Source organism: Pseudomonas sp. S3(2024) (assembly GCF_036861315.1).
Classification (GTDB): domain Bacteria; phylum Pseudomonadota; class Gammaproteobacteria; order Pseudomonadales; family Pseudomonadaceae; genus Aquipseudomonas; species Aquipseudomonas putida_A.
On record NZ_JAZAQQ010000001.1, the window covers coordinates 904,353 to 929,780 of the forward strand.

20 protein-coding genes, 1 tRNA gene and 1 pseudogene are annotated in these 25,428 nt (G+C 58.8%); 6 read left to right on the plus strand and 16 right to left on the minus strand.

Annotation, left to right across the window (positions count from 1 at the left end; genetic code table 11):
- Positions 1 to 234: 234 nt before the first annotated feature.
- From VLA07_RS04250 to VLA07_RS04260, 3 genes are read left to right on the plus strand one after another with little or no spacing between them, the layout of a single operon-like run.
- Complete coding sequence (locus tag VLA07_RS04250) at positions 235 to 1,179, plus strand: sce7726 family protein (RefSeq protein ID WP_330207663.1); 945 nt, start codon at positions 235 to 237, stop codon at positions 1,177 to 1,179.
- 6 nt (positions 1,180 to 1,185) lie between these two features.
- On the plus strand, positions 1,186 to 2,121 hold the full coding sequence (locus VLA07_RS04255) for a sce7725 family protein (RefSeq protein ID WP_330207664.1): 936 nt from the start codon (positions 1,186 to 1,188) through the stop codon (positions 2,119 to 2,121).
- Between the two features lie 2 nt (positions 2,122 to 2,123).
- Positions 2,124 to 3,152, plus strand: coding sequence for an RES domain-containing protein (locus VLA07_RS04260; RefSeq protein WP_330207665.1), 1,029 nt, complete (start codon positions 2,124 to 2,126; stop codon positions 3,150 to 3,152).
- 284 nt (positions 3,153 to 3,436) lie between these two features.
- Here VLA07_RS04260 and VLA07_RS04265 read toward each other — a convergent pair whose 3' ends face one another.
- The 4 genes from VLA07_RS04265 to ptsP all read right to left on the minus strand — a co-directional run bounded on the left by VLA07_RS04265 (position 3,437) and on the right by ptsP (position 10,699).
- Entirely contained in the window at positions 3,437 to 4,978 is a 1,542-nt protein-coding gene (locus tag VLA07_RS04265) for an alkaline phosphatase D family protein (protein WP_333988462.1), read from the minus strand.
- 173 nt (positions 4,979 to 5,151) lie between these two features.
- Entirely contained in the window at positions 5,152 to 6,885 is a 1,734-nt protein-coding gene (locus VLA07_RS04270) for a PTS fructose-like transporter subunit IIB (protein ID WP_247267929.1), read from the minus strand.
- 11 nt (positions 6,886 to 6,896) lie between these two features.
- Positions 6,897 to 7,838, minus strand: a complete 942-nt coding sequence (gene pfkB / locus VLA07_RS04275) for a 1-phosphofructokinase (RefSeq protein ID WP_247267930.1) — start codon at positions 7,836 to 7,838, stop codon at positions 6,897 to 6,899.
- Positions 7,838 to 10,699, minus strand: a complete 2,862-nt coding sequence (gene ptsP, locus VLA07_RS04280; protein ID WP_333988463.1) for a phosphoenolpyruvate--protein phosphotransferase — start codon at positions 10,697 to 10,699, stop codon at positions 7,838 to 7,840. The genes pfkB and ptsP overlap by 1 nt, the downstream gene beginning before the upstream one ends.
- Before the next feature lie 306 nt (positions 10,700 to 11,005).
- Here ptsP and cra point away from each other — a divergent pair, with 306 nt between their 5' ends.
- On the plus strand, positions 11,006 to 12,001 hold the full coding sequence (cra, locus tag VLA07_RS04285) for a catabolite repressor/activator (RefSeq protein ID WP_333988465.1): 996 nt from the start codon (positions 11,006 to 11,008) through the stop codon (positions 11,999 to 12,001).
- Positions 12,002 to 12,004: 3 nt separating this feature from the next.
- The gene (locus VLA07_RS04290) at positions 12,005 to 12,781 is read left to right on the plus strand and encodes a TatD family hydrolase (RefSeq protein ID WP_333988467.1); all 777 of its coding nucleotides are present in this window, start codon (positions 12,005 to 12,007) and stop codon (positions 12,779 to 12,781) included.
- Here the strand turns inward: VLA07_RS04290 and VLA07_RS04295 are convergent, their stop codons facing one another.
- From VLA07_RS04295 to VLA07_RS04315, 6 genes and pseudogenes are all read right to left on the minus strand, one after another.
- Entirely contained in the window at positions 12,782 to 13,171 is a 390-nt protein-coding gene (locus VLA07_RS04295; RefSeq protein ID WP_097090476.1) for a hypothetical protein, read from the minus strand.
- 243 nt (positions 13,172 to 13,414) lie between these two features.
- Positions 13,415 to 14,344 carry a methyl-accepting chemotaxis protein gene (locus VLA07_RS27095; RefSeq protein WP_442962675.1) on the minus strand — a complete coding sequence of 310 codons (930 nt, stop codon included), beginning with the start codon at positions 14,342 to 14,344 and terminating at the stop codon, positions 13,415 to 13,417.
- Positions 14,321 to 15,412 (minus strand): annotated as a pseudogene (locus tag VLA07_RS27100) (methyl-accepting chemotaxis protein); the annotation flags it as partial. The gene VLA07_RS27095 and the pseudogene VLA07_RS27100, both read right to left, overlap by 24 nt.
- 321 nt (positions 15,413 to 15,733) lie before the next feature.
- The gene (gene ampE, locus VLA07_RS04305; protein WP_333988468.1) at positions 15,734 to 16,573 is read right to left on the minus strand and encodes a regulatory signaling modulator protein AmpE; all 840 of its coding nucleotides are present in this window, start codon (positions 16,571 to 16,573) and stop codon (positions 15,734 to 15,736) included.
- Positions 16,570 to 17,130 carry a 1,6-anhydro-N-acetylmuramyl-L-alanine amidase AmpD gene (ampD, locus tag VLA07_RS04310; protein ID WP_003221563.1) on the minus strand — a complete coding sequence of 187 codons (561 nt, stop codon included), beginning with the start codon at positions 17,128 to 17,130 and terminating at the stop codon, positions 16,570 to 16,572. The genes ampE and ampD overlap by 4 nt, the downstream gene beginning before the upstream one ends.
- 64 nt (positions 17,131 to 17,194) lie before the next feature.
- Complete coding sequence (locus tag VLA07_RS04315) at positions 17,195 to 19,381, minus strand: DUF1631 domain-containing protein (protein WP_333988469.1); 2,187 nt, start codon at positions 19,379 to 19,381, stop codon at positions 17,195 to 17,197.
- Positions 19,382 to 19,750: 369 nt separating this feature from the next.
- Here VLA07_RS04315 and nadC point away from each other — a divergent pair, with 369 nt between their 5' ends.
- On the plus strand, positions 19,751 to 20,599 hold the full coding sequence (nadC, locus tag VLA07_RS04320) for a carboxylating nicotinate-nucleotide diphosphorylase (RefSeq protein WP_027610785.1): 849 nt from the start codon (positions 19,751 to 19,753) through the stop codon (positions 20,597 to 20,599).
- A 51-nt stretch (positions 20,600 to 20,650) separates the two neighbouring features.
- On the opposite strand, the gene VLA07_RS04325 is transcribed toward nadC, so the two are convergent.
- From VLA07_RS04325 to rbfA, 6 genes are all read right to left on the minus strand, one after another.
- Complete coding sequence (locus VLA07_RS04325; RefSeq protein ID WP_027610784.1) at positions 20,651 to 20,950, minus strand: DUF6388 family protein; 300 nt, start codon at positions 20,948 to 20,950, stop codon at positions 20,651 to 20,653.
- A 229-nt stretch (positions 20,951 to 21,179) separates the two neighbouring features.
- Positions 21,180 to 21,255 (minus strand) — tRNA-Thr (locus VLA07_RS04330).
- Positions 21,256 to 21,384: 129 nt separating this feature from the next.
- A complete protein-coding gene (pnp, locus tag VLA07_RS04335; protein ID WP_007961443.1) occupies positions 21,385 to 23,490 on the minus strand; it encodes a polyribonucleotide nucleotidyltransferase in 2,106 nt (701 codons plus the stop codon).
- 193 nt (positions 23,491 to 23,683) lie between these two features.
- A complete protein-coding gene (gene rpsO / locus VLA07_RS04340; protein WP_003221553.1) occupies positions 23,684 to 23,953 on the minus strand; it encodes a 30S ribosomal protein S15 in 270 nt (89 codons plus the stop codon).
- Positions 23,954 to 24,068: 115 nt separating this feature from the next.
- Positions 24,069 to 24,986 carry a tRNA pseudouridine(55) synthase TruB gene (truB, locus tag VLA07_RS04345; protein ID WP_024011571.1) on the minus strand — a complete coding sequence of 306 codons (918 nt, stop codon included), beginning with the start codon at positions 24,984 to 24,986 and terminating at the stop codon, positions 24,069 to 24,071.
- Between the two features lie 4 nt (positions 24,987 to 24,990).
- Positions 24,991 to 25,389, minus strand: a complete 399-nt coding sequence (gene rbfA / locus VLA07_RS04350) for a 30S ribosome-binding factor RbfA (protein WP_003221549.1) — start codon at positions 25,387 to 25,389, stop codon at positions 24,991 to 24,993.
- Positions 25,390 to 25,428 lie beyond the last annotated feature (39 nt).

The following is a 25,428-nucleotide window of genomic DNA, read 5'->3' on the forward strand; positions in this document are numbered from 1 at the left end:
AACTGATTAGGGTCGCGTCTAGCTCTAAAAAAATCGCCGCGCATTCCCGTGGCGTTTTTTCCAATCTGCATTTTCTGCAGCAAATCAGCAGATTTAGTGGCCGCGACAGCATTGAAACCGTAGATTTCTTGGGAAGTTGACGAATCCGTCATCGTAGAAATCGGTATGTGAGCTTGGATCAAAAAGAAGCTTTATACTGCGCCCCAGGTAACGCTCCGACCTGATCGGATGCGAATGAGAGCAAAGGTGTTTGGGGTTAATGACTTTGAAGAAGGGCTTATGTGGAAATCTGTGAAGCAAATTGAGAGCCATGAGCAGGCGGCTATCGCACGGATTTTTTCGGCAGCTGTTTTTCATCAACTAGTAAAAACTGGCCACTCCCCAATGATGGCTCGTTTAATAAAAGAACTAAACTTAGATACTAAGCATTGCAACCTGAGTGTTGGAGAATTCTTAGACAAAGCATTCTCCTTATTAAAGAAAACCGCCTTCAGAAATGAGTACATTTACAAAGCTGCAGTAACTCAAAAAGTTCTTTTGGGAGCACACTCATTGAAAACTGCAGCATTACTACACGAATTCAGAATTGGAAACAACAAAGCTGACTTAGTAATGCTGAACGGTACATCCATAGCATATGAAATAAAATCCGAACGCGATCGACTTGACAGGCTACCCATTCAAGTAGCTTCATACGGCGAAGTTTTTGCAGAAGTTACAGTGCTTTGTGCAGAAAAACACTTAAAAACTGTCAACTCTTGCATTCCTGATTTCGTAGGAATATCAGTACTTACAGAAAGATATCAAATATCTAAAATCCGAAAAGGGATTAATGATCCAGAGCGAACAAAATCCGTATCTATTTTGAATTCTATTACACAAAAGGAAGCCATAGAAATTTTGACACGGATGGAAATCGAGGTTCCAAAGCTCCCTAATACTATGATTTATTCGGCCCTAGTCGAGAAGTTCAAGAATATTCCGTCTACATCTGTTCACGATGAAATGCTTAAAGTTTTGAAGTCGACTAGAAATCTAGCATCACAAGCCGACTCCATCAAAACGATTCCTGCTTCGCTCCGTTTTTTTGGCTTAACAACTCCTTATAAAGAGCACGGCCAAAAAAATCTAATGAACGCAATAAAAACACCTATAACGGAAGCTTTAAACTGGGGATAAAAGGATATGTACTACCCGTATTTTCGTGGAAAACAGTATGACCTTATTGTGATACGCGAATGTGCCAATTTGATGGCAGAGGCAGGTTTTTTACCAATCATCGAACCTGTAAAAGAGTCATTGAACGGCCTTGCAAGGTCCATTGATTCAGTGCTCGAATCAAACGGTGAAGTAGCACTGATTGTCAATCCGGAATATGGAGATCTATCAAACAGCCCGGTCACCATCTTAGAATTCCTGAATACAAAATATGAGCACGACGCCAGTGTCTTCGCAGGCATCTTACTAACCGAAAATTCAGATCCAGAAGAAATAGAAACTCTCATCGAACGGCTCAATGAGCGCAGAATTTTATTTATTCATGCCGGATTTAACGATGGTCGCCGTATAGCGGAGCTGAGCAGAAATATAGACTGCGCACATGCATTTATTGAAAGACATAATGGAAAGCTTTATCAACGCCACTTCAATGATTCCGAAAAAATATTAATAAGAGATGGATTTGAGAAACGTGCCAATCGTTTACATCCGCCTATAGAGTTCTTCTCTGACTTACATATTACTTACGAGGATGAAGGTGGCAATGGATTCGGTGACTTTCTCATCGTAGGTGATGAATATTCCGATAGTGGCGGCCCGGCTTATGCTGTGGCCATTCACTTGACTTTCATTGATGACGATCAAGATAACGGCATGTATATTCATCATTTCAAATCAGATCGATTTGAAACCCCCACGGATCCAGCAGGTAAATTTTCTGAAGCTTTACAGAAGCTTACAGATGAAGCGTCTCGACGCGGGACAAAAATTTTCAGATCTCGAGCTATTGATGAGTTTATAGACTTACACCGACGCGGTCACTTCCCTGGATTGGGATATGTTAAAAAGCTTTCAATGCAGCATCACCTTGAGGTTATGGCCAATTATTTTCGAGGACAGTGATTATGGATACTTATTGCTGCCCCAGATGCATCGGAGATTTGCATCTACAAAACAATGTATTTCTTCTACATTCCGATAAAAAAGGAACATGCAATTATTGCTTCTCCCAAGATCAACCACTTCTACCACCAAAAGAATTGCGAGAGCATTTTGAACTGCTTACTGGAATCTACGTAAAGGACACCAACGGCAGAGGGATAGTAGAATTATTAAAAAATGACTGGGGCATGTTCAGCCATGAACAAATGGACAACGCTCACACCAAAGAGCTTCTAAGCGACATATTAGATGATGGAGAATTTGTTAGGTATAAGTATCGTCCCTCAGAGGCTGCGGTATCAGACGATGCTCTACAGCGCTGGGCGGACCTTCGACAAGAGCTAATGCATCAAAATCGATATTTCCCAGAAACCGAAATCAATCTCGAACGCCTCAAAAGACTTTTTGGCTTCTTGATACTTCCAAACTCTGACCTTCAATCACCATGGTTTCGAGCAAGAATACAAAGTGATTCGAACCCGTTCCCCCCAAAAGAGATGATGTCCCCACCTAAGCATCTGGCATCACATGGAAGGGCCAACCCCGCGGGCATCCCTTACTTATACTTAGCTTCTACATCAATCACAGCAGTATCCGAAATCAGACCCCATACAGGTGAGGAAGCCTGTATCGCCGAGATTGAAATCCCCCAAAATCTAAAAATTGTAGATCTCAGACATCCGAGAAGCACAATTTCACCCTTTCTACTTCCTGATGAAGTAGAAGTGTCTATGCTGCGTAGTGACCTTGAATTTCTTGAGCAACTAGGAAAAGAACTGACGCGCCCAGTTCTGCCGAGAGCTGCTGCGTTTGACTATATCCCCAGCCAATTTCTATGCGAATTTGTCAAAGTATGTGGTTATGACGGTGTAATGTATAGAAGCTCCGTAGGCGACGGGGTGAACCTAGCCCTTTTCTCCCCAGACGTCGCAACTATTAAACATATTAGTACACGTCAAGTTTCAAAAGTCTCCGTAGCGCTTCGAGAGTAAACCATAACCCCGCAAAAAATATGCATTATTTTTGCGGGTTTACACTCTCTATCTTTCCGCCCGCAAAAAACTCATCAGCACATTTTAAAAAACCATCCATACAACCAAAAACTCTCAACTATGAGCCCCTACAAACACCAACCTCTTTTTATTCTTAGCGACAAGAAAAACTGAACAAATAAAAACTAAAACTGCAACTTAAGTCAACATCTCTGCATAGACAAAAACTTCAAGTCCGAGCTATTAATTAAGAACAATAATAGCTCGACTGCAGGGCCTGACGATCAGACGGGTTGCAACTTCTGCTCGAAGACCGCTACCCCATTCAAATCCCGCAACACCACACTCATCTCCCCGCTCTGCCCTTCGATGTTCACCTCGCCAAAGAACTGAAAGCCGGCAAACGGCGAAGCGTTCTGCGTGGGTGGGGCCTTCTGGAACACCACTTCCGGGCCGAAGGTCTTGTCCAGCGGATTAGGACCGAAACTCCCGGCATTCAGCGGCCCGGCGACAAATTCCCAGAACGGTTCAAAATCCTGAAACGCCGCGCGCTCCGGGTGGTAGTGATGCGCCGCGCAGTAATGCACGTCGGCAGTCAGGAACACGAAATTGCGCACCTGCTGCGCCCGCAGAAAACCGAGCAACTCGGCGACTTCCAGCTCTCGTCCCTGAGCCGGGCCGGGATCACCGTTGGCCACCGCCTCCCAGCGCGCCACACCCGGGCTGACTTCACCGTCGGGCACACCGAGGCCGATCGGCATGTCGGCGGCGATCACCTTCCACTGCGCCTTGGAGTGCTTCAAGCCACGCTTGAGCCAGTCCAGTTGCTCGCGCCCCAAAAACGGTTTCGCCGCGCCGAGGTTGTCGTCGTTGGCCCCGCGATAACTGCGCATGTCGAGCACAAACACATCGAGCATCGGCCCGTAGCTGAGCTTGCGATAAATTCGCCCGCCGCCGTCGGCCGCCTGCAAACGCATCGGCGAATATTCCAGCCAGGCCTTGCGCGCGCGGCCGACCAGGGTGTGGATATCTTTTTCCTGATAACGCTCGTCGAGCTGCTTGCCCGGCGACCAGTTGTTGACCACTTCGTGGTCGTCCCACTGCCAGATCTGCGGGACTTCGGCGTTGAAACGGCGGATGTTTTCGTCCATCAGGTTGTAGCGATAATTGCCGCGATAATCGTCAAGGGTCTGCGCGACTTTGCTCTTGGCCTCGGTGGTGAGGTTGCGCCAGATACGTCCACCTTCGGTGGTCAGTTGCGCCGGCACCGGGCCGTCGGCGTAGATGGTGTCGCCGCTGTGGATAAAGAAGTCCGGCAGGCGCAGGCGCATGGATTCGTAGATGCGCATGCCGCCGATGTCCGGGTTGATGCCGAAGCCCTGGCCGACGGTGTCGCCACTCCAGACGAAACGGATATTGCGCCGCGCCTTCGGAGCGCTGCGCAAATGGCCGAGCCACGGCTCGCTGGCGACGCCGGATTGTACGTCCTTGAAATACACCCGGTAGAAAATCGCCTGATCAGCGGGCAGCCCGGTGAGTTCGACGCGGGCGGTGAAGTCGGTGCGCGCATCGGCCAGTGCCGAGACTACTCGGCGCGGGTGGCGAAACTGGCTACGGGTGTCCCACTCGACCACCATCCGCGCCGGACGGTCGCTGCGGCTCCAGATCATCGCGCGGTCGCCTTGCAGGTCGCCAGACTGCACGCCGTCGGTGAGTTGCGGCCGATCCTTGACCGACGCGATCACCGCCGGCGCCAGCCCCGGCATCAGCAGCCCGGCACCGACCACCTGCATGACCCGCCGACGCCCCGGATTGAAATCGCTCATGCGTGTTCTCCCTGAAAAAAGGAAAACTTAAGCACGGGATGATGAATCCGGCATGACAGCACATCCCCCCTGTGGGAGCGGGCTTGCTCGCGAAAGCGGTGTATCAGTTAAAAAGATATCGACTGACACGACGCCTTCGCGAGCAAGCCCGCTCCCACAGGGGTGTTGCAGTGTCAGGCTTTGGCGGGTTCCAGCGCCAACTCAACGGCTTCAGGGCGCTTGACCGTCGCATAGACAACGGCAGTCAACAGACTCCCCGCGACAATCGCCAGCAGATACAACAACGCATGATTGATCGCATTCGGGATCGCCAGCACAAACAAGCCACCGTGCGGTGCCATCAGTTTGCAGCCGAAGTACATCGACAAGGCACCGGTCAATGCACCACCGGCGATGCTCGCCGGAATCACCCGCAGCGGGTCTTTCGCGGCAAACGGAATCGCCCCTTCGGAGATGAAACACAGCCCCAGCACCAGCGCCGCTTTACCGGCCTCGCGCTCGGTCTGGGCGAACTTGCGGCGGGCTATGAACGTGGCAATGCCCAGCCCGATTGGCGGGACCATGCCGGCGGCCATGGTCGCGGCCATCGGTGCATAACTCTGCGAAGCCAGCAGCCCCACCGAGAAGGCATACGCGGCTTTGTTGATCGGCCCGCCGAGGTCGACGCACATCATGCCGCCGAGCAACACGCCGAGCAGAATCGCGTTGGTGGTGCCCATGCTGTCGAGAAAATGCGTCAGCGCCGCGAGCATCCCGGCAACCGGTTTACCGACCACGTAGATCATCACCAGCCCGGTGAACAGGCTGGCGAACAACGGAATGATCAGAATCGGTTTCAGCGCTTCGAGGCTCTGCGGCAATGCCACGTAACGACTGATCAACTTGGCCGCATAACCGGCGATGAAACCGGCGACGATCCCGCCGATAAACCCTGCCCCCAGCGTGCTGGCGAGCAAGCCACCAATCATCCCCGGCGCCAGGCCCGGACGGTCGGCGATCGAGTAGGCGATGTACCCGGCGAGCAGCGGCACCATCAGCTTGAACGCGGTCTCGCCGCCGATCTGCATCAGCGCCGCCGCCAGCGTGCCCTCTTCCTTGAACGCGGTGATGCCGAAGACGAACGACAAGGCGATCATCAGCCCCCCGGCCACCACCATCGGCAGCATGAACGAAACACCGGTCAGCAGGTGTTTGTAAACGCCGGTTTTCTCTTGCTTGGCCGGCGCCTTGCCGTCGCTCGCAGCGCTCTCCACCTGAGCTTCGGCGAGGGCTTTTTTCAGCGTCGCTTCGGATTGCTTGAGGGCAATGCCGGTGCCGCAACGGTAGATTTTCTTGCCGGCGAAACGCTCGGTGGCGACTTCGATGTCGGCCGCCAGCAACACCACGTCAGCCTCGGCAATCGCCGTTGCGCTGAGCGGGGTTTTCGCGCCGACCGAGCCTTGGGTTTCGACGTGCAGTTCATAGCCCAGACGCTTGGCCGTCTGCTGCAACGCCTCGGCCGCCATGAAGGTGTGGGCAACACCCGTCGGGCACGCAGTGATGGCGACGATGCGCGGGGCACGTTGCGCAGCGGCAACCGGGACGGCTTCGCTGGCGAGGTAAACTTCGGCCTCTTGCGCACCACGGCGCAGCACCGCTTCGACATCCTGCAGCGCTTGCGCCGGGGCAATGCGGAACACGCGCTTGCCGACGAAACGGCGCATGTCGACATCACCGGTGGCGACCAGCAACACCCACTCCGCCGCCTCAATGGTGGCGGCCGACAATTCACGTTCCGGGTGCGCCGCATCGACCACTTCAACGCTGGTGCTCCAGCCCTGACGCTGGGCCGCCGCATCGAGCAGGCGGGCGCACAGCACACTGGTGACCATGCCGTTCGGGCAGGCCGTGACAATGGCTAATTTCATGACAAACCCTCTTATTGTTCTGTCAGGGGACGCACGCGTACGCCCTGTTCGAGCTGCGCCAGTTGCGCCGCATCGTTGATGCCGAAACCGATCTGCGTCACCGCCATCGCGGCAATCGCCGTGGCCGTGCGCAGGGTCTGCTCGGGCGTATCGGCACTGAGCAGACCGTGGAGCATGCCGGCCAGCAACGAGTCACCGGCCCCTACCGTGCTGGCAACAGTCACCTTCGGCGGCGTGGCATGCAGCGCCGAGCCGACGCTGAACCAGTTCACACCGTCGGCGCCATGGGAGATCACCACGTGCTCGATACCCTTGGCGTGCAGGCACGCCGCAGCCTGAGCTTCGGCGGCGTGCGAAACCACATCGCAATCGAGCGCATCGGCGAGTTCTTCGGTGTTCGGCTTGATCAGCCACGGACGCCCTTCAATGGCCGCGCGCAAGGCGTCACCACTGCTGTCGAGGGCGACTTTCAGGCCGAGACCGTTCAGGCGTTCGATCAACTCGCGCAACCACTGCGCGCTGACGCCGCGCGGCAAACTGCCGGCGACCACCACCGCGTCATGCCCCGGAGCGATCTGCAGCAGACGCTCAAGCAACGTCTGCTGCGCCGTCGCGTCGACCACCGGCCCCGGGCCGTTGATGTCGGTGATGCGCCCGTCGTGCTCGGCGACCTTGATGTTGCTGCGCGTCTCCCCCGGCACGCGAATGAACGCATCGACAAAGCCGCGCTTGGCGAACAAAGTCTCGAAGGCTTGCAGATTGTCTTCGCCGAGAAAGCCGCTGACCGTCAGTTGATGCCCGAGGTCTGCGAGTACCTGGGCGACGTTCACGCCTTTGCCGGCGGCGTGGGTGTGCATCTCGTCGCTGCGGTTGACCTGACCGGCCTCCAGGCGTGGCAGCTCGACCGTGAGGTCCAGCGCCGGGTTGAGGGTCAGGGTGAGAATCTTGGCCATTACAGGGCCTCCACTAATGCACGCACTTCGTTCGCGCTGCCCACGGTGAGGGCTTGTTGAGCAAGGGTTTGCGCCTGGGTCAGGCTGAGTTCGCGGATGCGCGCCTTGACCTCGGCGATGCTGCGCCCGGACACGCTCAGCTCATCGACACCGAGGCCGACCAGCACCGGCACCGCCAGCGGATCTGCCGCCAGCTCGCCGCACACGCCGACCCATTTGCCATGGGTATGCGCGGCGCGCACGGTGATGTCGATCAGTTGCAGCACCGCCGGGTGCAGGCCGTCAGCCTGGGCCGAAAGCGTCGGGTGACCACGGTCGATGGCCAGGGTGTATTGCGTCAGGTCGTTGGTACCGACGCTGAAGAAGTCGACTTCCTTGGCCAATACCGGCGCCAGCAATGCAGCGGACGGTACTTCGATCATGATCCCCAGTTGCAAGTCCGCGACCGGGATTTCCAGGCGCAGACGCTCGGTCATGTCGCGGGCCTGACGCCACTCTTCAACGCTGCCGACCATCGGGAACATGATCCGCAGCGGACGGTTGTCCGCCGAACGCAGCAAGGCGCGTAGCTGCGCTTCCATGACCTGCGGACGCTGCAAGGTCAGGCGAATGCCGCGCACGCCGAGGAACGGGTTTTCCTCCTTGGCGATCGGCCAATATGGCAGCGGTTTGTCGCCGCCGACATCAAGGGTGCGCACCACCAGCGGTCGCCCGGCGAGGCCGTCGAGAACGCGGCGGTATTCGGCTTCCTGAGTGGCTTCGTCCGGCGCCTGCGGGTGGGCCATGAAAATCAGTTCGGTGCGCAGCAGGCCAATACCTTCGGCGCCCTGCTCGACCGCAGCGGTAACGCCGGCGCTTTCACCGATGTTGGCGAACACTTCCACGGCGTGACCGTCAGTGGTGTGCGCCGGTTGATGGCGTTGTTCGGCGGCAGCCTTGAGACGCTGCTCGCGGGTGTCGCGTTCTTCGGCGGCACGTTGCAGGGTCGCGGCATCGGCGTCGACGTGCAGGCGACCGCGCTGGCCGTCGAGCAGCAACGGCGTGCCCGGTTCCAGCAGCAACACCGCAGCGCCAGCTCCGACCAGCGCAGGAATCCCGAGAGCACGGGCGACGATTGCACTGTGCGCGGTGGCGCCGCCGCGCGCGGTGAGAATCCCTGCAACTCGGGCCGGATCGAGCCGCGCCACGTCGGATGGGCCGACTTCGTCCATCACCAGAATGTATGGCTGCTCCGGCTCGTTCGGCGTCTGCACACCGCAAAGTTGCGCCAGCACCCGGCGCCCGATGTCACGCAGGTCCGCCGCCCGCTCGGCGAGCAACGCGTCCTGCAGCGATTCCTGTTGTTTGGCCGCTGCTTCAATCACCGCCATCCACGCCGCTTCGGCGCTTTCGCCTTGCTTGAGACGGGTGTCGACTTCGTCGGTCAGTTCCGGGTCGTCGAGCATTTCCTGGTGGGTGATAAAAATCTCGCGAATCGCCTTGGCCTTGCTGCGTTCGATCAGCCCCTGGATGTCACTGCGCACGTCGTTCAGCGCTTGTTTGAGACGTTCCCGCTCGATGGCCGCGGACTCGCCGCGCAACGGGTAATCGATAGCCTGCTGCACCTGAATGTGCGCTGGGCCGATAGCAATGCCCGGCGCGGCAGGGATCGCCTGTAACTGCGTGCCGGACGCCGGGGCGATCAGCACTTCGGCGATATCAGCGATGACTTCGCGTTGCTGACTCACGGCCGGCAGCGGTTCGACTTCTTCGCCGAGGCCTTCTTCGATAGCGGCCAGCAATGCAGGCAAGGCGTCAGCAGCGATGCTCGGTTCAGCGATCAACTCCAGCACCTGACCACGACGGGCGCCGAGGCTCAGCAATTTGCTCAGGCTTTTTACCGACACGGCACTGTCCGCGCTGTCGACGATGCGCACACGGATTTCACCGTCGAAACTCTTCGCCAGTTGCGCAAGGATCTTCGCCGGACGTGCATGCAAACCGTGGGCGTTGGCCAGGGCAATACGCGCGCTCGGCCAGTCGGCGGGCAGTTCGCCGCCGAGCACTTCGAGGACTTTGCGGCTGCTGGTGGCCCGGCCCAATTCATGGCCGCGCCCTTCGATAAGCAGCGCACACAGACGTTCGAGCAGCGCCTGATGCGCCTCACCCAGACTGGCCAGACAGAACAGACCGCTGAGCGGCTGCCCGAGGTAACGCATCGGCTTGTCCGGGGTGACGAACGCCAGGCCCGGGCGCTTCACGGTTTGCTCGCTGTGCAGCCACCACAGGCCATCGCCCAGCGGCAGCGCCTCGACCTGCTGCAACACACCGGCAAAACCGTTGCTCACACAATCGGCCTGCCGCAACAGACGCGCACCACGCCAGACCAGTTCTTCGAAATCGTCAGCCGACACGCCGAGGCCGATCATCTGCGCATCCAGCGCCAGTTCCTGTGGCGCGCCTTGCAGCAGTTTCAGCAGCGCCTCGGGAGAACTGGCGCGACGCAGGGCCTGACCCAGATCGGTCTCGCCCAGGGCGCGGGTCAGCAGTTGCAGCAGACGCAGGTGTTCGTCGGATTTGGCGGCGATGCCGATCGCCAGGTAAACGATCTGGCCATCGCCCCAATCCACGCCCTCGGGAAACTGCATCAGCCGCACGCCGGTGGCGAATACCTGATTGCGGGTCTCCGGGGTGCCGTGGGGGATGGCGATACCCTGGCCGAGAAAGGTCGAGCCCTGGGCTTCCCGGGCCTGCAATCCAGCGAGGTAGCCATCGGCGACCAGGCCATCGGCAACCAGATGATGGGCAAGCAATTGCAGGGCGGCGGGTTTATCCACAGCCGATTGGCCCATGGATATCTGCTCTATAGTGAGCTCGAGCATGCGATCTCCTTTTTGGCACATGGATGCGCCAGGATATTGTTTTGAATGGTCACAGCTTAGGCGCTGGTCAGCCTGCTTTTCAGCGGCAGTTTTGGCGGTTTCACGGCAGAACCGGCCAAAGGCGTCTAAAACGTAGAAAATACGCTTGCTGAAACGTTTAATCTAGATTGATCGGCACGTTACTCGATAATGTCTCATCCTTGAAGTCCAACTTGTCGGAAGCGCTGCGACAATAGTCGTCTGCCCGAATCGGGTAGGATTGGCGAAAATGTGGCGGCAAGCTCGAAAAAACAAGGAAATCCCGGGTTGAAACTCAGTGATATCGCGCGGTTGGCCGGAGTGTCCGTGACCACCGCCAGCTACGTCATCAACGGCAAGGCCGAACAGCAACGCATCAGCAACGCCACGGTCGAGCGGGTGCGTGCGGTCGTCGAACAGCACGGCTTCACCCCCAACCCGCAAGCGGCCGGTTTGCGCAGTCGGCACACCCGCACGTTGGGTTTTATTCTGCCGGACCTGGAAAACCCCAGTTACGCGCGGATCGCCAAACTGCTGGAGCAAGGCGCGCGGGCGCGTGGCTATCAGTTGCTGATTGCGAGCTCCGACGATGCGCCGGACAGCGAGCGCCAGTTGCTGCAACTGTTCAAGGCGCGCCGTTGCGATGCGCTGATCGTCGCCAGTTGCCTGCCGGCCGGTGACGACAGCTACCGCCAGTTGCAGGCCAAGGGCTTGCCGATCATCGCCATCGACCGGGTCATGGAACCCGAGCACTTCTGCTCGGTGATCAGTGACGACCGCGAAGCCAGCCTGCACCTGACCCAAAGCCTGCTCAACCCGCAGCCGAAACAGATCGTGCTGCTCGGCGCACGTCCGGAGCTGAGCATCAGTCAGAAACGTGCTGCCGGCTTCAAGCAGGCACTGGTCGACTTCAAAGGCGAAGTGCTGATCGAGCACGCCGAGTCCTTCAGTCGCGAATGCGGCAAGCAACTGATGGAAGAACTCCTGCAACGTCTGGGGCATTTGCCGGATGCACTGGTAACGACTTCCTACGTGCTGCTGCAGGGCGTGTTCGATGCGCTGCATGACTTCCCGCTCAAATCCCGTCCGCTGCGCCTGGGCACCTTCGGTGACACGCAGTTGCTCGACTTCCTGCCGCTGCCGGTCAACGCCATGGCCCAGCAGCACCAGTTGATCGCCGACAAGGCACTGGAACTGGCGCTGGCCGCTGTCGAGCAATCGCAATACAAGCCTGGCGTGCAGGCCATCGCCCGTACCTTCAAGCAGCGTATTCATCGGGACTGAACCGTGGAGCTGATCGACAGCCACACCCACCTCGACTTCCCCGACTTCGACGCCGATCGCTCGGCGTTGCTCGCCGAAAGCCGCGCCCTCGGGGTGCGGCGGATGGTGGTGCTGGGGGTTTATCAGGGCAATTGGCAACGGGTGTGGGAGCTGGTGCAGAGCGATGCCGACCTGTACGCGGCATTCGGTCTGCATCCGGTGTATCTCGATCAGCATCAACCCGAAGATCTACGCGCACTCGGCGACTGGCTGACGCGGCTACGCGGCCATCGGCAACTGTGTGCGGTGGGCGAGATCGGCCTGGATTACTTCATCGAAACCCTCGACCGCGAACGCCAGCAGGCGCTGTTCGACGCGCAGCTGCAACTGGCGGCAGATTTCGAACTGCCGGCGCTGGTCCACGTGCGCCGCAGCCACGCCGCGGTGATCGCCACGCTCAAGCGCTTTAAGCTCAAGCGCGCGGGCATCATCCACGCGTTCGCCGGCAGCCGCGAAGAAGCACGCGAATACATCAAGCTCGGTTTCAAACTGGGTCTGGGCGGCGCGCCAACCTGGCCGCAGGCGTTGCGCATGCATCGGGTATTGGCGGATCTGCCGCTCGATTCGATCGTGCTGGAAACCGACTCTCCGGACATGGCCCCGGCGATGTTTCCCGGAGTACGCAATACCCCTGCGCACTTGCCGGCGATCTGTGCAGCACTGGCCGAGTTGATGAATGTCAGTGCAGAACGACTGGCCGCCGCCAGCACCGCCAACAGCTGCGAAGTATTCGGTTGGTAATCAGTCGCCGTGGGCCTTGGCCGCTTCGAGAATCAAGGTCATGTGCTGACGTTGACGGACAAAGCGTGCCAGTGCGAAGTAGATAAAAATCACGATCAACGACGCATTCAACTGTTCAGTCACGCTGAGCAGCCCGATCCATTCCATGACCAACGCCACCAGCAGCGCGGTGCACACCGTGACCGACGCGCTGAAGCGCAGCAATCCCAGCGAGTCGAGGGACTTGAAGCGTTTGATCTGTTTAGGGCAGCGCAGCTCCAGAGCTTCCTGGCAGTGCGCGCAAGTGAACGGTTCGTTGATTGCGATGGCGTTGAGTTGCCAGGGTTTGAGTACCTGTAGGGTCTGGCAATGAGCACAACGGCCCTGGATTCCCAGGGTTGCAACGGACATGAGCGGCCTCCTCGACGCAATCAGCAGAACTCGGATACTGGCTCATTAATGACGAAAAGCCAGCCGTCGAAAGAAAACAGGAATTGGCTTACAAGCGTAAGCATCAATGCATTACAAAATGTTCTGACATTACCGCCCTTGTAGGAGTGAGCCTGCTCGCGATAACGGTGTATCAGCCAACCATTGAGTTGACTGGCACACCGTTATCGCGAGCAGGCTCACTCCTACAGCATTCGCGCTCGATCAGACGCGGAACGCGCTGATCAGCTGTTTCAGTTCCACCACCTGCGCTGACAACGCTCGGCTGGCGTCCTCCGTCTGGTGCGCCCCCTGGGCCGTGCGCTCGCCGGCGCGATTGATCTCGACGATGTTCTGGTCGATGTCATGGGCCACCGCAGTCTGTTGCTCCACGGCGGCAGCGATCTGCTGGTTCTGGTCGACGATCATGCCGACTGCGCCGAGGATGTTTTCCAGCGCCTGCTGGACCTTTTCCGACTGCCCGACCGTGCCGTTGGCCATCTGATGGCTGACGCCCATGGCTTTCACCGCCGCACCCACGCCGCCATGCAGTTTGGCGATCATCTGTTCGATTTCTTCGGTCGATTGCTGGGTGCGCTTGGCCAACGTACGCACTTCGTCCGCCACCACCGCAAATCCCCGGCCCTGCTCTCCGGCGCGGGCGGCTTCGATGGCGGCGTTGAGCGCCAGCAAGTTGGTCTGCTCGGCAATGCTCTTGATCACTTCCAGCACGCGGCTGATCGACTGGCTGTCGCTGGCCAACTGGTTGATCACCAGCACCGATTGATCGATCTCACTGGCCAGCGCAGCAATGCTGCCCTGCTGCGACTCCACCAGTGTACGACCGCTGACGGTTTCATCGTTGACGCTGTGCGCGCTGCTCACCGCTGCCGCTGCGCTGCGTGCAACTTCCAGCGAGGTCGCCGACATCTGGTTCATCGCGGTCGCCACTTGCTCGATCTGCGTGCGCTGCCCGGCCACCGCCTGATTGCTTTGCGCCGAGACAGTTTCCACCTGCCCGGCCTGGCGCTCGACCTCAGCCACGGTCTGCCCGACTCGTTCGATCAGGTCGTGGATTTTCCTCACGGTGCCGTTAAACACCTCACCCAGTTCGCCGAGTTCATCGCGACTGTTGGCCTTGAAATTGACCGTCATGTCACCGGCCGCGACCTTGTCCATCATCGCGCCCAGGCGCTTGAGCGTGGTGCGAGTTGAGGCGTAGAACCCGCCGTAGAGATAGAAAATCAGCACGAACACCACCGCCAGCGCCACCGCCTGCAACACCATGTGCGTGCGGTTTTGCGCCAGGCGCTGCTGCAGTTGGGTATCGAGGAATTTCAGGGTCGCGTCATTGAGCTGGTAGGTCTGAGCCATCAGCCCGGAGACCTGATCGTAGAACGCCTGCCACGGGGTATCGAGGGTCTCGGCCACCACGACTTTCGCCTCAAACAGTTCGCTGGCCTGCTTGAGCGAAGCCTTGCTGCTGTCGGCCGGCGCGCTGAGGCTGACGCGCGCAGCCTGGCTGGAGTCGAGGGCGTCTGCCAGTTTCAGCGCGTATTCGGCCTGGAGCTTTTCGATCTGCGCCAGCAACTCGTCGAAACGGCTGCTCGACGAACTGTTGAGAAAGCCCTGCCCCAACGAATACGAACCGATGGCCCGACCTTCGCCGAGAGTCTGGGTCACGGCCGGAGTGATAGTGGTGAGCAGCTCGCTGAGCTGGCGGATGTCGCTCTGGTTGTCGCGGCTCAGACCGGCCTGACTGGTGACGATCTGGCTGAAGATCTGCGCATTGCCGAGCAGTTTGCCGATCATCGCGCTTTTGCTTTGCAGAGAGTTTTCCGCCTGTTGGGCCTTGAACGCGCTGATCATTTCATCGCGTTTGCCGTCGAACAGTTTGATCTGTTCGGGATCGTCGGTCATCGCCTGCAGACCTTGCAGGCGCGCCAGCACGGATTTCTCCAGGCTGCTGATCTGCGCTTCGAGGTTGTCGGCTTTGCCGGACTGGCCGAGGGTGACGTTGATCTGCACCAGATTGTTCAGCGTTTCCAGATCCCGGCGCAGGCTCAGGCTGCTGCCCAACAGATCGAGGCTCTGCAATTCGACCCGGGTGCCCTGGAATTCACGATAGGAATCGCGCACCAGATAAAAATTGGTCACCAGCATCGGCACCAGGAACAGCACGCTGATCAAGCTGAACTTCATGCCGAAGCTCAGACGGTTCATCAGCGAGACGGCGGGATAGAGCAAGCTCTTCACTGGAAGTCTCCCTTGGCTTTTCTTGTTTTTATTGGCAGGCGCGGGGCGACAGCAGATAGCCACTATCGGGCGCTGTCTCTGTATAGCTCAAATCGAGGGGAGGTTTTGTAACTTAAGGTTAACGACTTCAGGGCGAGACAAAGACCACTGTGGCGAGGGAGCTTGCTCCCGCTGGGTGGCGAAGCCACCCTCGCTGTTCATCACTCACAACGTGTTTGTATGATTTGCGACTGCTGCGCAGCCGAGCGGGAGCAAGCTCCCTCGCCACAAAGTGTTTACTTGGATTTCTTAGTGAATCAGCACCGTCCACAAGGCAAACCCGGCATACCACAACACCGCCGCGCGCAGCAGCAGTTCCCACAGGCAGTCGAGAGTGTTGATGCCTTCAGGGCCGACTACCGGCGGCGGGATCTCACCCGCTGCCAGCCCGACCTTGTTGATCAGGTGTGCGGCGCTGATGTTCCAGTTCAGCAGCTCATGCAACATCACCCGGCTGACCGCGACGAAATTGCCGACCAGAGCCAGACTGGCGGCGAGCAAGCGCACTGGCAACCAGTCAAAGGCGTGACGTAACTGTCCGGCACGTTCGGCGAGCGCCGGGTTCTGGCTGTGTTCTTCCGCCAATGCGAGCAAGCGATAAGCCAGCGCCGCGACCGGACCGAGCACGAAGTACCAGAAGATCACCGCGAAGAAACTTTGATAGGCCTGCCACAACAGGTGCCCTTGGACCCGATCCAGCAATTGCTCACCACTGTCGGCGCAGATATCCAGATCACGCTTGGCCACATGCGCGGCCGCTTGCAGGTCTTCACGGCGCCAGGCGTCACGAAACGGCCCGAGACCGCCGAGCAGATCACCGCGCCCCAGCGCGTAAATCACCACCAGCAAATGCACCGGCAAGGCCAGCAAACCGTACGCCACGGGCTCCAGCACCAACAGCAACAGGCCGAGCAGCGCCACCGGCAGCAACACCAGAATCGTCAGCACCAGCCATGGTCGCTGGGCCAGGCGCGCGCTGGTTTCGAGTTTGTGCAGTTCGCGGATCCATCCGCCATCGCGTTGAACCCGATGGCGCAGGGCCGAGAATTTCTCGATCCAGACCGCCAGCAGTAACACCAGAAAACTCATTGTCCTTCCTCTTGTGCCAGGGCTGCGCGGTAACGCGCCCAGTCGAATGCCGGGCCAGGATCGGTCTTGCGCCCGGGTGCGATGTCGCTGTGCCCGCAGATACGGGCGCCGGTGATGGCCGGAAATGCTGTTTGCAGCTGACGCGTCAACGTGATCAGCGCCTGATACTGCGCATCGGTAAAGGGCAGATCATCAGTGCCTTCGAGCTCGATGCCCACGGAAAAATCGTTACAGGTTTCCCGGCCTTCGAACATCGACACGCCAGCATGCCACGCCCGCTCAAGACAGGAGACAAACTGGGTGACGCTGCCGTCACGTTCGATCAGAAAATGCGCCGAGACGCGCAGGTCGGCAATCCCTGCAAAATAGGGATGCTCGGTGACATCCAGACGATTCTGGAAAAATTCCTGCACCTTGCCGGTGGCGAACTGCGCCGGCGGCAGGCTGATGTTGTGGATCACCAACAGGGAGATTTCGCCCGCAGGGCGTTCATTGAAGTTGGGCGATGGGCAGACCTGTACCCCGTGACACCACCCGCTAGCGGGATCCAACTGCATACCGATTCCTTCAACGCCGACTGTGTTGGCGCCCAGTATGCCGTGATCGGCCCCCGGCGCGCGATCACTTGCCGCGATTGAGTCGCCGCAGATTGCCGAGCACCGATTCCAGCGCCCGATCGAACAGCAGGGTGTCATCCAGCGCCCGCACCGCGCCACAGCGGAACTCGAGGGCCAGATCGACGCGGCTGCGCTCCAGCACCTTCATCCCGGTGCGGTCGACGAACACGTATTTGCCGGTGGCTTCGATGATCGCTGCGAGCTTGCAGCGCAGGCTGTGCTCATCGTCTTCCTGGAACGCCACCCAACTGCCCAGGCGCAGTTGCTCCAACTGACGCAGCCCCGGGTCGTCATGCGCCAGGCCGCTGGCATTCACGCCGATCGCGCCCTCATCAGCGCTGCGCAGGGTGATGTGCTGCGACACCTCCACCAATGCCGGCGCATCGGCCGGCGGCTGCTCGGTGAGCGGTTCAAGCACACGCACATGCAGGGCTTCCAGCTCGCTGAAAAATTCGCTGGTGGCGAACGGATCAAACGCCGAACTGCTCAGGCCATCACGCAATGATTTGAGCAACCCTGGCACCAGCGCCAGCAACTGCAGACCGGCGTCCGCCTCGTCGTGACGCTGCACGCTCCAGATCAATTGCTCCATGGTCTGCACATCGGCCTGCCACTCAGCGCAGTGGTCGCCATGTTTGAGGCAGGTCAGCAGCAGCACTTTGCTCCACGCATCACGCACAAAGGTCACCACCGACGGCGGCAGGACTTTACCCAGCAACGCCTGGTTCAGCACATGCTCGACTCGCTGCCGAGCCAGTTCGGTTTTCGCCCGTCCTTCCTCGGCATCGCGCAACCGCTGCTCCAGCAACTCGCTGCGCCGCCGCTCATCACTGGTGAACGCCAGGAAATCGGCGAGCAACTCGGAGAAAATCGCCGGGTCGTCGACGAAGTCGCTCAGCAGGCGCTGCACCACTTGTTCGATGCGCAGATACAGGCTGTCACGCGCCTCGCCATTGCAATCGCCCCAACCCATGGCAGCATCGGCGATTTCATTGAGCAGGCGCCGCGCCGGGTGGCTGCCGCGGCTGAAGAAACTCTTGTCGAGTACTGCCACCTTGAGCATCGGAATCTGCAAACGCGTGATCAACGCCTTGAGCGAATCCGGGAGGTTACGGTCTTCGAGGATGCAATCGAAGACCATGGCGATCAGGTTGATCACGTCTTCATCCGCGCCGTCGACAATGCGTGATTTGCCGCTCCTGACGCTGACCCGCGTCAGCAGCTGCTCAAGCTGATTGCGCAGATCGAAATCGTCCTGCGCCGCCAGTGCCGGGACGTATTGCTGCAAGTGTGAAAGCAGGCGCAGTAGATCACGGGTGCTGATCGGTTGCGCCGCCGCACTCGGCTCCAGGGTCGGCGCGACACTGCCGCGCACGTGCAGCAGCAGTTCCTGCAACGCGGCGAAGACTTCCTGCACGCCTTCGTCGGCGGGCGCGGGTTCGTCACTCTCTTCGCTGCTGATGCTTGCTGCCGCACGCTCGATTGCGCGGCGTGCGGGGGCCGGTTTCAACTCAGGCAACACGCCGGTGGCGACCAGCAATTGATTGGCTTCGGCATACAACTGCTCGGTATCGGCCAGCACGTAGCGTTCGAACAGTTTGAGCAGGATCAGCTTGACCTTGATCTCCACGCCCAGGTTACGTCCGGCCTGCAGAAAGAACTCGCAGAGCATCGCCGGGCCGAGCGGGTTGTGCTGGTTATCGAAATCCTTGCCCAGCAACACGTTGAGCCGCGCGGTCAGTTGATCGAGGGCAAAACCATCACGCTTGAGCACCCGCCCGACCATGGTCTCGACCGCCACGCTGCGCTCCATGTCATCGGTACGCGGTGCCGAATCCTCGAATATCAGCGTGCCGGGCAATGTGGGTTGCACGACTTCGTATTGAATCAGCGCGACAAAGGCTTCGAAGAATTGCTCGAGAAAACCCCGTTCGATGTTTTTGCGCTTGAGGCGCAGGTCGCGCATGGCTTCGAAAAAGATGTTCTGTTCGACGTCATTACGCGCCCGGTCAGCCATTTCGAACAGGGTGTCGTCTGCGTTATCGAACAATTCCTGCAAGCCGTGGCGCAGTTGCTGGGCGGCCTTGTCGCGGACCTGAAGCAGAATCACAGGCAGGCGGGCGAGCGGCGAATGATTCGCCTGATCGGTAGCGGCCTTGTGCAAAGGCACTACATTCCCGTCGTTGTGCATCCAAGCCTCCTGAAACGGTGATTTCACTGGTCAGTTACCGCGCAATTCCCTGTGGGAGCGGGCTTGCTCGCGAAAGCGGTGTGTCGTTCGCCAAAACTGTCACTGACAAACCGCTTTCGCGAGCAAGCCCGCTCCCACATCGGCGTCAAAGCCATGACGTCAAATGCAAGGCGGATTATCTTGCAAAACTTGTCCCCGGCGCTATAGCCGTCAGGGTTTCCCCTATGCCGTCGCACCTTGCAGTGACCACGAAAAACCGCGCTTTGCTCACAGGAAATCGACCAGCTGCAGTCAGGCACGCGCGTTCTCGCCTTGGGTTGGCTCTCGCCATGCCCCTATAATCGGCGCACTTAGTTTGTGGAGCCCGTTATGCCGAATCTACGTCTCGCCGATCTGACCGCCGAAATCGAAGCCAACGTGCGCCGTGCGTTGCTCGAAGATGTCGGCAGCGGCGACATCACCGCACAACTGATCCCGGCCGAACGTCTGGCCAAAGCCACCATCATCACTCGCGACGAGGCGGTTATCTGCGGCACGGCGTGGGTCGACACGGTGTTTCGCCAGCTCGATCCGCGCGTCGCGGTGCACTGGCAGGTACGGGACGGTGAACGGGTCAAACCCAACCAGCCGTTGTTTCATCTGGAGGGCCCGGCCCGTTCGTTGCTGACTGGCGAACGCAGCGCGCTGAACTTCCTGCAACTGCTGTCCGGCGTGGCCACGCGTGCGCAATATCTGGCGGACTTCGTGGCGCAAACCCAGGTCAAGCTGCTGGATACCCGCAAGACCCTGCCGGGCCTGCGTCTGGCGCAGAAATACGCGGTGACCTGCGGTGGTTGCCACAACCACCGCATCGGCCTTTACGACGCGTTCCTGATCAAGGAAAACCACATCGCCGCCAGCGGTGGCATCGCGCAGGCCATCGCCGCCGCGCACAAGATCGCGCCGGGCAAACCGGTGGAAGTCGAAGTGGAGAGCCTGGAAGAACTGAAGGAGGCGCTGACTGCCGGCGCCGACATCATCATGCTCGACGAACTGAGCCTGGATGACATGCGCGAAGCCGTGCGCCTGAATGGCGGCAAGGCCAAACTGGAAGCCAGCGGCGGCATCAACGAAAGCACGCTGCTGCCGATCGCCGAAACCGGCGTGGATTACATCTCGATCGGGGCGATGACCAAGGACGTGAAGGCGGTGGACCTGTCGATGCGTCTGAGCCTCTGAGGCTGTCACGCAATAAAAAACGCCAGCCCGGTTGAGGCTGGCGTTTTTGTTTCAGACCACCAGATTGTTCATCTCGCAGTACTCGTCCCACTCGACGCCCAACACCTCGGCCGCCTCCTTGTGCAGCTCCAGGCGCTTGGCCTCAAACTCTTCAGGGGTGCTGGTGTACTTGAGCGTCAGCTCCCACGGCTGCAAGCCCTGGGCTTCGGCTTCGTCCTCGAATGCCCACTGGATCTGGTCTTTCTGATCATCAGGACTCAGGTCCTTGATCTCTTCTTTAAGGTCCGGGACGTCCTGAATGTATTTTTCCAGCGCTAGTGCGTGACGTTGCTCTTGAGTTAATTCGGTCATGGCGTTCTCGCTGATCGTAAGAATGGAGGATGGATCTGGATCATCAAGGATCTCTCTGACGCGGATTGTCCGGCCTTCGGAACCATTCGGGATCATCTGAAAACTGCTAAGCGATGCTCATGCAGGCACCGAATATAGGACGTTTGCATGACGAATTACACGGCTCTTTACATCTCTCGCACAAAAACTTTGACCTGGGAGATATAAATCGCGGGATTGCGCGAGGGGATGGTGCCCGAGACAGGAATCGAACCTGCGACCTTCGCGTTACGAGTGCGCTGCTCTACCGGCTGAGCTACACGGGCGGTGGGCTAAACCTAGCACCGGTCTTGAAGTCCGGCAACTTCAAAGCCTGTCCCGGTATTTCGCAGACAAAAAAATGCCCCGCCGTTTTCACGGCGGGGCATTTTCATTGCGCTAAAGCTGTGGGCTGATTAAACGCCCGAAGCCTTGGCCGCTGCCACGTCTTTGATGGACAGCTTGATACGACCGCGGTTGTCCACGTCCAGTACCAGCACTTCCACTTCCTGGCCTTCTTTCAGGATGTCGGTGACTTTCTCTACGCGAGCGTCGCTCAGCATCGAGATGTGCACCAGACCGTCCTTGCCCGGCAGGATGTTGACGAATGCGCCGAAGTCGACGATGCGTTCAACCTTGCCGACGTAGATCTTGCCGATCTCGGCTTCTGCAGTGATGCTCAGAACGCGCTGACGAGCAGCTTCTGCGGCATCCTTGGTTTCGCCGAAGATCTTGATCGAGCCGTCGTCTTCGATGTCGATCGAAGCCTTGGTTTCTTCGCAGATCGCACGGATGGTCGCGCCACCTTTACCGATAACGTCACGAATCTTGTCGGTGTCGATCTTCATCGCGATCATGGTCGGAGCGTTGGCCGACAGTTCGGTACGCGACTGGCCGATGATCTGGTTCATCTGGCCGAGGATGTTCAGGCGCGCTTCCAGGGCTTGGCCCAGAGCGATTTCCATGATCTCTTCGGTGATGCCCTTGATCTTGATGTCCATCTGCAGCGCAGTAACGCCTTTGGCGGTACCGGCTACTTTGAAGTCCATGTCGCCCAGGTGGTCTTCGTCACCCAGGATGTCGGTCAGAACGGCGAATTTCTCGCCTTCTTTAACCAGACCCATGGCGATACCGGCAACCGGCGCCTTCATTGGAACACCAGCGTCCATCAGGGCCAGGGAAGCGCCGCAAACGGAAGCCATCGAGCTCGAACCGTTGGATTCGGTGATTTCCGAAACCACACGGATGGTGTACGGGAACACGTCAGCGGCTGGCAGCATGGCCGAAACCGAACGACGGGCCAGACGGCCGTGACCGATTTCACGACGACCGGCGCCACCCATGCGACCACACTCGCCCACCGAGAACGGAGGGAAGTTGTAGTGCAGCATGAACGGGTCTTTTTTCTCGCCTTCCAGGGTGTCCAGCAGCTGTGCGTCGCGGGCAGTACCCAGCGTCGCGACTACCAGAGCCTGGGTTTCGCCACGGGTGAACAGCGCCGAACCGTGAGTCTTAGGCAGAACGCCGACTTCGATGTTCAGCGGACGTACGGTGCGGGTGTCGCGGCCGTCGATACGTGGCTTGCCGTTAACGATGTTTTCGCGAACGGTGCGGTATTCGATTTCGCCGAAAGCGGCTTTGACGTCAGCAGCAGAAGGCTGGCCTTCTTCGCCGGACAGCTTGGCAACGACCTGGTCTTTCAGCTCGCCCAGACGTGCGTAGCGGTCAGCCTTGACGGTGATGGTGTAAGCCTGGGAGATCGCTTCGCCGAACTCGGCACGGATCGCGCCCAGCAGTTCGGTGGCTTCTGGAGCAGGAGCCCAGGTCCAGGTTGGCTTGGCAGCTTCAGCGGCCAGTTCTTTGACGGCGTTGATCACCACCTGGAACTCGTCGTGAGCAAACAGTACCGCGCCCAGCATCTGGTCTTCGGTCAGCTCTTTGGCTTCCGATTCAACCATCAGTACGGCGTCGGAGGTGCCGGCAACGACCATGTCCAGGCTCGAAGCAGCTTGCTGCTCGTAGGTCGGGTTCAGCAGGTAGCCGGTGCTTTCGTGGAAAGCGACGCGAGCGGCGCCGATCGGGCCGTCGAACGGAATGCCCGAGATGGCCAGGGCAGCCGAGGTACCGATCATCGCAGCGATGTCCGGATCGGTCTTCTTGCTGGTGGAAACGACGGTGCAGACAACCTGCACTTCGTTCATGAAGCCTTCCGGGAACAGCGGACGGATCGGACGGTCGATCAGTCGGGAAGTCAGGGTTTCTTTCTCGGAAGGACGGCCTTCACGCTTGAAGAAACCGCCAGGGATCTTACCGGCAGCGTAAGTCTTTTCCTGGTAGTGAACGGACAGAGGGAAGAAGCCCTTGCCTGGATCGGCTTGCTTGGCACCGACTACGGTCACCAATACGCTGACGTCGTCGTCAACGGTGACCAATACTGCGCCGGAGGCCTGACGGGCGATACGGCCAGTCTCGAGGGTAACGGTCGACTGACCGAACTGGAATTTTTTGATTACCGGGTTCACGGTGTCCTACCTTCTTTGTGGCTCTTGGGGGAACTGGTTTCTTGCGAAATTCTTGGGCAATGTCGGGAATCGGCCCGCTGACTGTCCGGGTAAAACGGTAGTGCAGATAAAACTTGAGGCTGGGAGCCTGCCAGCCACCAGCGGAAAACCGCTGATGCCTGACAGACAACCAACCTCATAGCGCAATCGCTGATTAGCGACGCAGACCCAGGCGGCCGATCAGAGCGCTGTAACGGCTCAGATCTTTGCCTTTCAGGTAATCCAGCAGCTTGCGACGCTGGTTTACCATGCGGATCAGACCACGACGGGAGTGGTGGTCTTTACCGTTGGCCTTGAAGTGACCTTGCAGTTTGTTGATGTTGGCGGTCAGCAGTGCAACTTGCACTTCTGGCGAACCAGTATCACCAACAGCTTGCTGGTAGTCGGCAACGATTTGAGCTTTTTCTTGAACGTCGAGAGCCATGAGGCAATCCTTTTATCAGGAAACTGTTTCAAAAACAGTTTCAACAGGCCAGGGACAAATCCCTGTATCTATAAATGAGTAGTGACCGTGCCTGTTAACAGCCACACTCGTTCGGTCATTCTGACCGAATCAGTCGACGCGGCGCGATGCGCCCGTCTTCGCTCACTTCACCGATACCGATGAAGCGACCATTGTGATCCTGTACCCGTACCATGCCGAACTTCGGAGCATCCGGGGCACGTACCGGCTGGCCGTTGAGCCAGTAGAACGCACTCGCTTCGGAGAAGTGCAGCAGCGGCCAATCCTGCAGGCCGCTGTCCGATGGCATCAGGAAGCGGTCGACCGCTTCGTTGCCGCCTTCGGCATGTACCGCTTCCAGCTCTTCGAGGGTCACGGTCTGCGCCAGGGTGAAAGGCCCGGCCTGGGTACGACGCAGTTCCGCGACGTACGCACCACAACCGAGTTGCTCACCGATATCCTCCACCAGGGTGCGGATATAGGTGCCCTTGCTGCAATCCACCGCAAGACGCGCAGTATCGCCTTCGAAGGCCAGCAATTCCAAGCGCGCAATAGTAACAGAACGCGGTTCGCGCTCCACTACTTCGCCTGCACGGGCAAGCTTGTACAGCGGCTGACCGTCACGCTTGAGTGCCGAGTACATCGGCGGTATCTGACTGATTTGCCCACGAAATTTCGGCAGAACCGCTTCGACATCGGCGCGACCAACGGTCACCGGGCGCTCCTGCAAAACCTCACCCTCGGCGTCCGCCGTGGTGGTGGTCTTGCCCAGTTGCGCCAGGGTTTCGTAACCCTTGTCGGAATCGAGCAGGTACTGCGAGAACTTCGTTGCCTCGCCAAAGCACAGCGGCAATACACCGGTGGCCAGCGGGTCGAGACTGCCGGTGTGACCGGCCTTCTCGGCGTTGAGCAACCAGCGAACCTTCTGCAACGCGGCGTTGGAGGTGAACCCCAGCGGCTTGTCGAGCAGGATGATACCGCTGACGTTACGACGGATACGTTTGACCTGAGCCACCGAATTACTCCTTGGTGTCTTCAGGTGCAGCGGCCAGGTGCTGATTGTCCTCAGCCACGGCGCGCTCGATCAGGGCCGAAAGATGCGCGCCACGCACGACGCTTTCGTCGTAGTGGAAGTGCAATTGCGGCACGCTGCGCAGCTTCATTTCACGGGCCAGTTGCATGCGCAGGAAACCTGCGGCAGCGTTTAGCACCTTGATGCTTTGCGCGATGTCTTCGGCGTTGTCCTGCCCCATCACGGTGATGAAGATCTTCGCGTGACCGACGTCACGGCTGACTTCCACAGCGGTAATGGTGACCAGGCCGACGCGCGGGTCTTTGACTTCACGACGGATCAGCTGGGCCAGCTCACGCTGCATCTGATCGCCGATACGTTGGGTACGGCTGTATTCTTTTGCCATGATTTTGTTACCTGTTACTGCCCCACGGTGAAACCCGCA

What these genes read in the sequence shown, in the direction of transcription:
- ampE (WP_333988468.1), bottom strand. Translation starts at nt 16,573, where the DNA reads ATGAGTTTTCTGGTGTTACTGCTGGCGGTCTGGATCGAGAAATTCTCG.
- ptsP (WP_333988463.1), bottom strand. Translation starts at nt 10,699, where the DNA reads ATGCTCGAGCTCACTATAGAGCAGATATCCATGGGCCAATCGGCTGTG.
- VLA07_RS04315 (WP_333988469.1), bottom strand. Translation starts at nt 19,381, where the DNA reads ATGCACAACGACGGGAATGTAGTGCCTTTGCACAAGGCCGCTACCGAT.
- VLA07_RS04255 (WP_330207664.1), top strand. Translation starts at nt 1,186, where the DNA reads ATGTACTACCCGTATTTTCGTGGAAAACAGTATGACCTTATTGTGATA.
- ampD (WP_003221563.1), bottom strand. Translation starts at nt 17,130, where the DNA reads ATGCAGTTGGATCCCGCTAGCGGGTGGTGTCACGGGGTACAGGTCTGC.
- rpsO (WP_003221553.1), bottom strand. Translation starts at nt 23,953, where the DNA reads ATGGCTCTCGACGTTCAAGAAAAAGCTCAAATCGTTGCCGACTACCAG.
- pfkB (WP_247267930.1), bottom strand. Translation starts at nt 7,838, where the DNA reads ATGGCCAAGATTCTCACCCTGACCCTCAACCCGGCGCTGGACCTCACG.
- VLA07_RS04295 (WP_097090476.1), bottom strand. Translation starts at nt 13,171, where the DNA reads ATGTCCGTTGCAACCCTGGGAATCCAGGGCCGTTGTGCTCATTGCCAG.
- VLA07_RS04260 (WP_330207665.1), top strand. Translation starts at nt 2,124, where the DNA reads ATGGATACTTATTGCTGCCCCAGATGCATCGGAGATTTGCATCTACAA.
- VLA07_RS04325 (WP_027610784.1), bottom strand. Translation starts at nt 20,950, where the DNA reads ATGACCGAATTAACTCAAGAGCAACGTCACGCACTAGCGCTGGAAAAA.
- rbfA (WP_003221549.1), bottom strand. Translation starts at nt 25,389, where the DNA reads ATGGCAAAAGAATACAGCCGTACCCAACGTATCGGCGATCAGATGCAG.
- VLA07_RS04250 (WP_330207663.1), top strand. Translation starts at nt 235, where the DNA reads ATGAGAGCAAAGGTGTTTGGGGTTAATGACTTTGAAGAAGGGCTTATG.
- nadC (WP_027610785.1), top strand. Translation starts at nt 19,751, where the DNA reads ATGCCGAATCTACGTCTCGCCGATCTGACCGCCGAAATCGAAGCCAAC.
- VLA07_RS04265 (WP_333988462.1), bottom strand. Translation starts at nt 4,978, where the DNA reads ATGAGCGATTTCAATCCGGGGCGTCGGCGGGTCATGCAGGTGGTCGGT.
- VLA07_RS04270 (WP_247267929.1), bottom strand. Translation starts at nt 6,885, where the DNA reads ATGAAATTAGCCATTGTCACGGCCTGCCCGAACGGCATGGTCACCAGT.
- VLA07_RS27095 (WP_442962675.1), bottom strand. Translation starts at nt 14,344, where the DNA reads ATGACGGTCAATTTCAAGGCCAACAGTCGCGATGAACTCGGCGAACTG.